Source organism: Halorussus halobius (assembly GCF_004765805.1).
GTDB classification, from domain to species: domain Archaea; phylum Halobacteriota; class Halobacteria; order Halobacteriales; family Haladaptataceae; genus Halorussus; species Halorussus halobius.
Window position 1 is genome coordinate 781,880 of record NZ_SBIU01000003.1, and the last position, 8,960, is coordinate 790,839.

11 protein-coding genes are annotated in these 8,960 nt (G+C 69.4%); 2 read left to right on the plus strand and 9 right to left on the minus strand.

Features of this window, described 5'->3' with window-relative positions; genetic code table 11:
- Positions 1 to 563 precede the first annotated feature (563 nt).
- The 3 genes from EPL03_RS10715 to EPL03_RS10725 all read right to left on the minus strand — a co-directional run bounded on the left by EPL03_RS10715 (position 564) and on the right by EPL03_RS10725 (position 1,450).
- Positions 564 to 809: a DUF7573 domain-containing protein gene (locus EPL03_RS10715; RefSeq protein WP_135829303.1), complete on the minus strand. Its 246-nt coding sequence runs from the start codon at positions 807 to 809 to the stop codon at positions 564 to 566.
- Positions 810 to 922: 113 nt separating this feature from the next.
- Positions 923 to 1,177: a type II toxin-antitoxin system HicA family toxin gene (locus tag EPL03_RS10720; RefSeq protein ID WP_135829304.1), complete on the minus strand. Its 255-nt coding sequence runs from the start codon at positions 1,175 to 1,177 to the stop codon at positions 923 to 925.
- 24 nt (positions 1,178 to 1,201) lie between these two features.
- Positions 1,202 to 1,450, minus strand: a complete 249-nt coding sequence (locus EPL03_RS10725) for a type II toxin-antitoxin system HicB family antitoxin (protein ID WP_135829305.1) — start codon at positions 1,448 to 1,450, stop codon at positions 1,202 to 1,204.
- A 142-nt stretch (positions 1,451 to 1,592) separates the two neighbouring features.
- Between EPL03_RS10725 and EPL03_RS10730 the strand changes: the two genes are divergently transcribed.
- Complete coding sequence (locus EPL03_RS10730) at positions 1,593 to 1,799, plus strand: hypothetical protein (RefSeq protein WP_135829306.1); 207 nt, start codon at positions 1,593 to 1,595, stop codon at positions 1,797 to 1,799.
- Here the strand turns inward: EPL03_RS10730 and EPL03_RS10735 are convergent.
- From EPL03_RS10735 to EPL03_RS10745, 3 genes are all read right to left on the minus strand, one after another.
- Complete coding sequence (locus EPL03_RS10735; RefSeq protein ID WP_135829307.1) at positions 1,768 to 2,772, minus strand: 5,10-methylenetetrahydromethanopterin reductase; 1,005 nt, start codon at positions 2,770 to 2,772, stop codon at positions 1,768 to 1,770. The two genes, EPL03_RS10730 and EPL03_RS10735, sit on opposite strands and share 32 nt — an antisense overlap.
- On the minus strand, positions 2,759 to 3,526 hold the full coding sequence (locus EPL03_RS10740; protein ID WP_135829308.1) for a coenzyme F420-0:L-glutamate ligase: 768 nt from the start codon (positions 3,524 to 3,526) through the stop codon (positions 2,759 to 2,761). Before EPL03_RS10740 ends, EPL03_RS10735 begins: the two co-directional genes overlap by 14 nt.
- 109 nt (positions 3,527 to 3,635) lie before the next feature.
- Entirely contained in the window at positions 3,636 to 4,079 is a 444-nt protein-coding gene (locus EPL03_RS10745; protein ID WP_135829309.1) for a universal stress protein, read from the minus strand.
- Positions 4,080 to 4,179: 100 nt separating this feature from the next.
- On the opposite strand from EPL03_RS10745, the gene EPL03_RS10750 reads away from it, so the two are divergent.
- Positions 4,180 to 4,575, plus strand: coding sequence for a DUF2267 domain-containing protein (locus EPL03_RS10750; protein WP_135829310.1), 396 nt, complete (start codon positions 4,180 to 4,182; stop codon positions 4,573 to 4,575).
- Between the two features lie 104 nt (positions 4,576 to 4,679).
- On the opposite strand, the gene EPL03_RS10755 is transcribed toward EPL03_RS10750, so the two are convergent.
- From EPL03_RS10755 to EPL03_RS10765, 3 genes are all read right to left on the minus strand, one after another.
- Positions 4,680 to 5,738: a DUF7350 domain-containing protein gene (locus EPL03_RS10755; protein ID WP_135829311.1), complete on the minus strand. Its 1,059-nt coding sequence runs from the start codon at positions 5,736 to 5,738 to the stop codon at positions 4,680 to 4,682.
- 100 nt (positions 5,739 to 5,838) lie between these two features.
- The gene (locus EPL03_RS10760; protein ID WP_135829312.1) at positions 5,839 to 7,746 is read right to left on the minus strand and encodes a S9 family peptidase; all 1,908 of its coding nucleotides are present in this window, start codon (positions 7,744 to 7,746) and stop codon (positions 5,839 to 5,841) included.
- A gap of 895 nt (positions 7,747 to 8,641) precedes the next feature.
- Positions 8,642 to 8,920 (minus strand): hypothetical protein, encoded by a 279-nt coding sequence (locus EPL03_RS10765; protein WP_135829313.1) that lies wholly within the window; start codon positions 8,918 to 8,920, stop codon positions 8,642 to 8,644.
- Positions 8,921 to 8,960: the final 40 nt, after the last annotated feature.

An 8,960-nucleotide genomic window follows, 5' to 3' on the forward strand; every position in this document is an offset into this window, starting at 1 on the left:
TCAAACGACGGTATCGCGAAGAGTACGTCGTCGCCGGGATTCCGATCTTCACCGCGTCCGAAGGTCGTAACTTCTACTGTCCCAACTGCGCGATGCAAGAGATGAACACGCCTAAAGACGAGGGGTCAGCCGGTGACGGGCAGCGTAATCCGGAACGCCACCGAGAAACATCCCGATAAGCAATCCCGTCCGATTCAGTCCGGTCGTTCACGTCTTTTTATCCCCCTGTGTATGATTTCATCTCCTGTTATTCCGCGTGGATTTCGGTGGTTGAGCGCTCCGACCCAACACGAGTTCCGACAGTTCCGGACGTCAACACCAGCACACGGTAGCGCGGCGCACGTGAACGACGCGCAAGGACCGGGGAGCACAGGCTGGACCGGTGCTTACAGGGCGCAAATCGCCCCACTAATCTGTGAACGATGTTCCCAGACGACGCAGGCGGCTGGGAAGACGTGAGGTTCGCGGTTGCTGTGCGGGGCGGTGGCGGTGCTCTACGGTGGTCCTCTACACCTTGGTAGAAGCTAGCGCCCTCGATACTCCCCTCCAGCTCTCCCGGCGCATCACCACGCCTTGCAGTCCGGGCAGACCAGTTCGCCCTCGCGCTGGCCGTCGCGCCGCCAGCGGCGCTCGGCCGACCTACCGCAGTCGGCACACTCGCCGCCCGCCGGCGTCCACTCGAAGGTCGAGCGCGCCGGAGCGACTGCGGACGACTCGGCGACCTCCGCCGAGTCGTCCGCATCCGATTCGGCGTCCCCGTCGCTCTCGTCGGGCGAATCGAACGCGTCGAGCGTCGCGTCGTCGGTCACGCGCAGGGCTACACAGTCCCCCGTCGTAAGCGTAGCGGAGGAGACGCGAGTGTGTCGAAGTCGAGGCGGTCCGAGTGTCGTGGTCACACTGCGACGGCACGCTCGACCGTGGCCTACCGATTCCGCTCGATCCAGTCCACGAATCGCTGGAAATCGTTCATACCGGCTTTTTCGCCGATACTTCGGAGGGTTCCTTCGTTCAGTTCGTCGTGAAGCGGGACGGGTACCGTTCGAGCGTCCGCATCGTGGTCCGCTGGTGGCTCCCACCGGAGAATCGCGTGGTCGCCGTTCGTTCGGTCCCACTCGTAGATACCACAGTTCACCACGACTTTGACGACTTCTCGACCGGAGAACGTTCCACGTGCCATCGATTCCGAATCGAAGAAACGGTGCTATTCGAACATCTCCGAGTCGTCGAGCGACCCGGACTCGTTGTTCGCCGGGTCGATGCCCAACTCACGAAGGTCGTCTTCGGAGGGTTTCTCACCCTCTCCACGGTACCCGGCGAGCGCTTCGTCGAGGTTCGCCAGTGCCTCCTCGCGAGTTCGGCCCTGTGAGGTGACGCCCGTTTCGGTGTCTCTCGCTACCCACCAATCGTCCCTGTCCGAAAGCGTGATCGTCGGCTCGATGCCGGTACTCATCACTCCCTTCTTGGAGTTAATCGGTGAAAAACCTACCTGCGACCGTGATGGGTTTGGGCTGTGGTCGGAAGTTCGATTGCCGGAATCCATCTCGCTCCCCGCAGACGAATCGTACAAGTACCCCCGCGCCCCACGGACCCACATGGTGAACCTCATCCAGGACGTCCTCGACATGGCCGGATACATCGGCGACGCCGCCACCGCGTTCCCGACCTCGGCGCTCCTCGTGGCGGTCGGCGCAGTACTGATCGCCGGCGCGTCGCTCGCGCTGGCGTACTTCGCGGCGGGCGCGGTCGTGGACTCGCTCCTCCCCGAATCTATCGGTCGGCCGCCCCAGCAACGAGGCTGACCGCCGCCGTCGGGTCCGGGCCGAGCGGCGACCCCGCGACGAAGCTGTCGGCGTACGACAGCACCGCGTCGATTCGCTCGCTCGCTTCCTCGGGCGTCCCGGCGATGCAGAAGGCGTCTATCATCGCGGGCGTGACCGCCTCGAACGCCGACGAGAACTCGCCGGCTTCGATGGCCTCGCCGATGGTTTTTGCGCGCTCGCGGTCGATGCCGTGCCGGTCGAGCACCGGCGGGGCCGCGCCGGCCGCGATGAACGCGACCGGCGGGCGGGCGGCCTCGCGGGCGGCCTCGCCGTCCTCGGCCACGCTGACGCTGGCGTAGGCCGCGAAGTCGAACGCCTCTCGGTCGCCGTACTCGGCGGGGCGCTCGGCGACGCCCTCGCCCACGCGCCCGTCGGCCCACGCGAAGTCGTCCGGATGGGCGGCGTTGACCAGCACGCCGTCGGCGTGCTTGGCGGCCATCCGTATCATGTGTGGCCCCTGCGCGCCGACGTAGACCGGGAGTCTGCCGACCGCGTCCGGGCGGTCGGGAATCGCGTCCGGGTAGTTGAGCCCGGCGTCGGTCGCCCGGAAGGTCCCGTCGTGGTCGACGCGGTCGCCGGCCCAGAGCCGGCGGGCGACCCGCATCGTCTCCAGCACGCGCCGGAGCGGCCGGTCGCGCTCGACGCCCAGATTCCGGAGCGTCGAGCGGTCGCCCGCGCCGAGCCCGCAGACCGCCCGGCCGCCGCTGGCCTCGGCGAGCGTGGCGACCCGCGAGGCCAGCGAGACGGGGTGGGTCTCGTAGGGGTTGGCGACGCCCGGTCCGAGCAGGAGGTCGTCGGTCGCAGCCGCGACCCGGTCGAGGACGACGAACGGGTCGCGGTTGTTGTAGTGACAGCTCGCGAACAGCGCGTCGAAGCCCGCGTCCTCGGCCGCGCGGCCGAGGTCCACGAGTTCCGACACCGGGTGTTCGGGCGTGAGTTCAATCCCGAGCAAACTCCCACCCCCGGAGCGCCTGCCGAACGAAGTCGCCCTCGACCTCCCGATAGAGGTGTTCGCTCCCGTCGTGGTCGCCGAACGCCCAGTCGCGGACGACCGCGACCGGCAGGCCGTCGTCGCCCTCGCCGGTCACGAGGTTGGCCGCCGCCGCGAGCTCGTCGACCACCGCCTCGACCGTGACTTCGAGTTCGTGGCCGTCGCGGTCGCGTTCCCCGCGCCAGTCCCTGCTGGCCGGGATGCCGGCCCACCCGAGCGCGACCCCGCGCTGGCCGTGCCGGAACGGTCGCCCGGAGGTATCGGTCACGATTACCGCGGGGTCGGCCGCGAGGTTCCGGCGAATCCGGGCCGCGCTCTCGTGAGGTCGCTCGGGCAACAGCAACAGGTCGGCGTCGCCGTCCCCGACGTTCGACCGGTCGATGCCGGCGTTGACCCCGACGTGGCCGAACTTGGTCGCGGTGAGCAAGAAGGGGGCCTCCACGATAATCTCGGTGCTCTCCTCCAGCACGGCCTGCGCGAACCGGGGGTCTTTGTCCTCGTCGGCTATCTCGGCGAGCCTGGCGGCGAGTTCGCGCGCCCTCGGACTCGCCGGGAAGTCCTCGAGGTCGGCGCGCCGGTCCTCGGCCTTCGAGACCACCGTGCTGGCGACCGCTACCACGTCGTCGTCCCGGAGGTCGGTCCGGTCGTCTATCAGCGCCGCGAGGTCGTCGCCGGGCCGGACCTCGGGGAGGCCCGGCACCGCGAACACGTCCATGGCTCAGGATTGGCGCGTCCCGGGTAAAAACCCGTCCGAAACGGGCAAGCGCGACCGCGCCCGGGCGGGCCGGGCCGGGAACGCCCCGAGACCTCGCGCGGTCCGGACCTCACTCGTCGTTCTCGCCCTCGCTCGCGCGGACCGTCAGCACCGGCACGTCCGACAGGCGGACCACCTTCTCGGCCACGCTGCCCAGCAGGTATCGCTGGAGGCCAGTTCGGCCGTGGGTGCCCATCACCACGACGTCGACGCCGTGGTCCTCGACGTACGACAGGATGGCCCGGTGGGCCACGCCGTCGAGTACCTCGGTCCGCACGTCGTCGAGGCCCGCGTCGGCGGCCCGGTCGGCGAGGTCGGCGGTCAGTTCCGCCCCGCGCTCGCGGAGGTCCTCGAGCACGGTCACCGGCCGGAACTCGCCGGCCTCCGACGAGACGTCGACGACGTGGAGCACGAGGAGCCGCGCGTCGTAGGTCTCCGCGAGGTCGAGCGCGCGCTCGAACGCCCGTTCGGCTCCGGCGCTGCCGTCGGTCGGGACGAGGACGTCGTCGTACATACCCCGTCGTTCGAGGCCCGCGGTAGAAAGCACTGGGGGTGATTCCCGGCGGTCGGGACCCGCCAGTACGCCTTTGGCCGGACCTGTGGTAGCACGGACCATGCAGTACGACGAGTTCACGGGCCAGATACAGAGCCGGCTCGAACTGTCCGACACCGGCCGGGCGGTCCGGGCGACCCGCGCGGTCCTCGAAACGCTGGGCGAGCGACTCCAGGCGGGCGAGGCCACCGACCTCGCCGGCCCGCTTCCGATGGAGATAGACTACTACCTCGAGTCGGCCGACCACGGCCAGCGGTTCGACTACGACGAGTTCGTCGACCGGGTCGCCGACCGCGCGACCGTCGACGCCTCGGACGCCAACTACCACGCGCAGGTCGTGGTCGGGCTGGTGAGCGAACTCGTCGCGCGGAGCGAAATCGAGCAGGTCCGGGCCCAGCTTCCCGACGACTTCGACCCGCTGTTCAAGCTGATGGATGCCGAGGAAATCGAGGAGTAGGCGGACCGGGCGAGCACGGGCCCGCGCCGGCCTCCGGTCGGTAGTGGTCGCCGACGTCCGGCGCAGGTGGTCGGTCTCGGCGCGGGGAAGAGACGTTCCGGCGCTCAGAGCGTCATCGTCATCTCGGGCATCCGGACGAACGCGGTCTCGTAGCCCTCGTGGCGGGAAATCTGGGGCGGCGCGTCGACCGTCAGCGTCAGCGAGTCGCCCGATTCGAGCGAGTCGACGCCCGCGCCGTAGTGGTAGCCGAGGTCGGGGTCGACTGCGGGGTCAAGGGCGTCGTCGAACACCGTCGAGCCGTCCCGGCGGAGCGTGGCCGACAGCGACATGAACGGCAGGGGATAGCGGTTGTACGGCGTCCGGGGCGACACCGCGAGGTAGGTCCGGTCGTCGCCGACGAAGTGGGGGTTCTCGTCGGGCCGGAACACCGCGAAGTCGGCGTCGCCGCTCGCGCTCGTGGCGAGCATGCCCGGCAAGTCGCCGAGTTTGGGGACCTGGGCCAGCGGCGCGTCCATGCCCATCGGGTCGAGCGCGCCCGCGTCGCCCTTCCTGTCGGGGAGTTGCTCGTAGGGTAGCTCGGAGAGCTCGTCGCGGCTGTGCTCGAACTCCACGTCGACGGTCGTCCCCTCCTCGAACGCGCCCCGCAGGTCGCCCATCCGGCGGGTCTGCATCGCGCCGACCGAGAGCTCGGCGGTGTAGGTGCCGTCGCCGTCGAACGCCACGTTGTCGCCGAAGTGATACCCCATGTTCTGCGAGAGCATGGTCCACAGCGACCGCGAGTCGGTCTCCTCGCCGTCCGCGTAGAAGGTTCCGGAGACGTTGGCGGTCGGCAGCACGGTCCCGGTCTCGTCGTCCCAGATGGTCGCCATGACGTGGGCGGTCACGTCGTCGCCGACCTGGTTGAGGTCGAGGTCCGTCCCCGTGATGGTCCAGAAGGCGTGGGGGATGCTGTACATCAGGCCCGCCCGGTACCGCCCACTCTTACCCATGCCGAGCATCGCCATCCCCTCCTCGTGGGTTGGGTAGTACACCTGCTCCTCGCGGTCCTCGACCGTCGTGAACTGCCTCGACAGCGCGGACTGGGTCTCGAACAGGCCCATACAGCCGGCCAGCCCCGCCATCCCGAGGCCCGCTCCCGCGCGCAGGAAGTCGCGTCGCTCCATCGTTCGAGCGTAGTGGCCTCGGGGAGATACGGGTTCTGGTACGGGCGTCGAAAAGCGGGCGTCGCGACCGGACGCGCTACCGGAACGACGGTGGCGCTCGCTACCGGACGTGCTCGTCGAGGAACGCCCCGATGCGCTCGAACTGCTCGATGCGGTTGTCGAGCTTCGTGGTGTGGTGGCCCTCGTCGTCGAAGACGCACGTCTCGACCGGCACCCCGCGGTCGGCCAACTCGTCGGCTATCCGGCGAGCCTCGCCGACGGGCACGCGGGGGTCGTTCTCGCCGTGCTGGACGAACAGCGGGCACGAGATCTCGTCGACCGAGTGGATGGGGCTGATGGCTTCGAGCAACTCGCGGTCCTCGGAGAGGCTCCCGTACTCGGCCTCGCGGTGCGAGCGCCGCCAGTCGCCGGTGTTTTCGAGGAACGTCACCCAGTTGGCGATGCCGACGAAGTCGACGCCCGCCGCCCAGAGGTCGGGATACTCGGTCAGCGCCGCCAGCACCATGAACCCGCCGTACGACCGGCCGTAGGCCACCACGCCGTCGGGGTCGATTTCGGGGCGGTCGACCAGCCAGTCGACCGCCTCGGCGACGTCCCGGACCGAGTCCATCCGCTTTTCGACGTCGTCGAGCGCGGCGTACGCCCGGCCGTAGCCCGACGACCCCCGGACGTTGGGCTCGAACACCGCGTAGCCGGCGTCGAGGAAGTACTGGCGGATGGGCCGGAACCAGGGCCGGCGCTGGTAGTGGGGACCGCCGTGGATGTCGACGACTACGGGGACCTCGCCGGCCGACGCCTCACCCTCGGCCGCGCTGCCGTCGGCCTCTTCGGGGAGCGTGAAGTACGCGGGAATCTCCCGGCCGTCGAACGTCTCGTAGCGAACGAGGTCGGGCGAGTCGTAGGCGTCCAGCGACAGCCCGCCCGGCGAGGGCCGGGTCCAGCGCTCGGGGGCCAGCGGGTCGTCGGTCGCGAGCGACGACTCGCCCGTGCCGCCCGCGGCCGAGTCGTCCGCGCCCTCGCCCGCGGTCCCGACCACGAACACCGAGTGGTTCAGGTCGGGCGCGGAGACGGTGGCGGCGACGCGCTCGCCCCCGGGCCCCATCGAGAGACCGTGGACCACGCCGTCGGGCAGGTCGACCTCGGCGGTGGCCGCGCCCCCGTCGTCGGTCAGCCGGCCGACCCGGAGGTCGGCGTAGCCGTCGACGTTCCGGCTGAACGCGAGTCGGCCCGAGTCGGCGTCGAGCGCGAGGTGGTCGAGGCTCCAGTCGCCGCCGGAGACGACCGTCTCGGTCGCGCCGGTCTCGACGTCGACTCGGACGAGTTCGAGGGCGTCGCTGTCGGCGTCGCTCAGGCAGTAGACCGCGTCGCCCTCGGGCCCGAACGTCGGCTCGCGGTAGCGCACGTGACCCTCGTGGGGCGTGACGTGGCGGCGCTCGCCGGTCTCGACGTCGACGACGTAGAGGTCGTCGTCGGAGCTCGCGCGGGCCTTCACCACCAGCAGGCGGTCGCCCGAGGGGCTCCAGCCCGCGACGCCGAGAAAGCCCTCCATCTCGCTCTCGCGGACGAGGTCGGGCTCGGCGGTCGCGGTACCCGTGCTATCGCCGACGGCCATCGCGTACACGTCGAACGTGTCGGACTCGCGCCGGTTGGCGGTGAACGCGACGCGGTCGCCGCCGGGGCTCCAGCCGCCCCACATGTGGATGGCGTCGGGGCGGTCGGTGAGCCGCGTGACGGCGTTGTCCGCGGGGTCGAGCGCGAACAGTTGGTCGTGTTCGTCCGCGCCGGCGTCCTTGCCGAACGCGAGGCGGTCGCCGGCGGGCGACCACGAGACGAACGAGACGCGCTCGTCGTAGAAGGTGCGCTGTCGGGGCCACGCCTCGGAGTCGGTGACGGTCCACACCTGCTTCGTGCCGGTGGTGTCCGCGAGGACGGCGAGTCGGCCGTCGGGCGCGAGCGTCGGGTCCGTGGTCTGCCGTGCGGTCAAGTAGGGTCGCACGTCGTGAGCCATGCTGCCGGGGTCGGGACGAGCGCAAGAAAAGGTGTGGGTCGCGGAACCGTGCGTGGTCGAGGGAGTCGGCGTCACCGGGAGCGAGACCGCGAACGCCCTCGGCGCGCTCTCCAGCGATACAATCACTGCAACCTCCTCGAAAGCCCTCGGCGCGCTCTGCTACATTGGAACCACAAACACAGCCCAGAAAGCCCTCGGCGCGCTCTGCTACATTGGAACCACAAACACAGCCCAGAAAGCCCTCGGCGCGCTCTGCTACATTGGAACCACAAACACAGCCCAGAAAGCCCTCGGCGCGCTCGCCCGGCCGGGACTCGCTGCGCTCCTCGGCCGCCGGCCTGCGGTGCTTGCGTCGTCCAGGCCGGACCGACCCCGCCTCGCCCTTTCAGTCCACCAGGGTTGCTGGCTGTGTCACCTGCCGAACCCGACGTTTCCAGGCCGTGGCGCGACTACCGAGCCTCCCAGTCCGGCGCGTGCTGGCGTCTTGGCGAGCGAAGCGAGCCAAGGCTCGTGGGAGCTTGCTCTCACGGCGCGAGTTCATCTCGCGCCAAACGCGCGAGGTCGTCGGGAGCGATGCGCGGCGCTTCGCGCCGCGAACAGCGAGCGGTGAAACCGCGAGCAAGCGACCGACGGCTCGGAAGACGCGGTTTGTCTTCCGGTGGATGAGGACCGCAGCGAAGCGAGGACCGCAATCGGTTGGGGAGGCCTGTGGCTCGCTGTCGCCGGTCGGGTGGGATTGAAAGGGGCCGCCCGCTCGCGTGCAGTTCAGTCGTCCGTGCAGGCTCTATTCCGGCCTGGCGGTGCGGAGAGGCCGGAATATCCTAAACAGCGACCGCGAGCGGGCGGGCTCTCTACGAGGAACCCGGAGAAGGCGAGATGGTCAATAGGTGGCGAGTCACCCCGACGGCGTAATCAGGAGTTCCAGGACGGTGCCAGCCAAACTCAGACAGGCACCGGCGACCAGTACGAGAAGGACGCCTCCCGAGACCTCGAACTCGGCCGGGTCGGTCGACAGCGAGTCGTAGACAGCAGCCACGACCAGTCCGCTTGCACCGACTGCCAGCAGTAGTAGCGGAATGCTCCGCTCTCCTGCGACCAGCGAGGGTATCGCTTGGAGTCCCATCGAGACCCCAATGACGGCAAGTGCGGCGTTATACGTGTACAGGCGCTCCATGCAGTCGAAACCCCCCCGAAGCCCGAAATAAGTGAGGGTA

Bases quoted from the DNA above. Each gene is read 5' to 3' on its own strand.
- EPL03_RS10720 (WP_135829304.1), bottom strand. From the start codon at position 1,177: ATGGCACGTGGAACGTTCTCCGGTCGAGAAGTCGTCAAAGTCGTGGTG.
- EPL03_RS10725 (WP_135829305.1), bottom strand. From the start codon at position 1,450: ATGAGTACCGGCATCGAGCCGACGATCACGCTTTCGGACAGGGACGAT.
- EPL03_RS10730 (WP_135829306.1), top strand. From the start codon at position 1,593: ATGGTGAACCTCATCCAGGACGTCCTCGACATGGCCGGATACATCGGC.
- EPL03_RS10740 (WP_135829308.1), bottom strand. From the start codon at position 3,526: ATGGACGTGTTCGCGGTGCCGGGCCTCCCCGAGGTCCGGCCCGGCGAC.
- EPL03_RS10745 (WP_135829309.1), bottom strand. From the start codon at position 4,079: ATGTACGACGACGTCCTCGTCCCGACCGACGGCAGCGCCGGAGCCGAA.
- EPL03_RS10750 (WP_135829310.1), top strand. From the start codon at position 4,180: ATGCAGTACGACGAGTTCACGGGCCAGATACAGAGCCGGCTCGAACTG.
- EPL03_RS10755 (WP_135829311.1), bottom strand. From the start codon at position 5,738: ATGGAGCGACGCGACTTCCTGCGCGCGGGAGCGGGCCTCGGGATGGCG.
- EPL03_RS10760 (WP_135829312.1), bottom strand. From the start codon at position 7,746: ATGGCTCACGACGTGCGACCCTACTTGACCGCACGGCAGACCACGGAC.
- EPL03_RS10765 (WP_135829313.1), bottom strand. From the start codon at position 8,920: ATGGAGCGCCTGTACACGTATAACGCCGCACTTGCCGTCATTGGGGTC.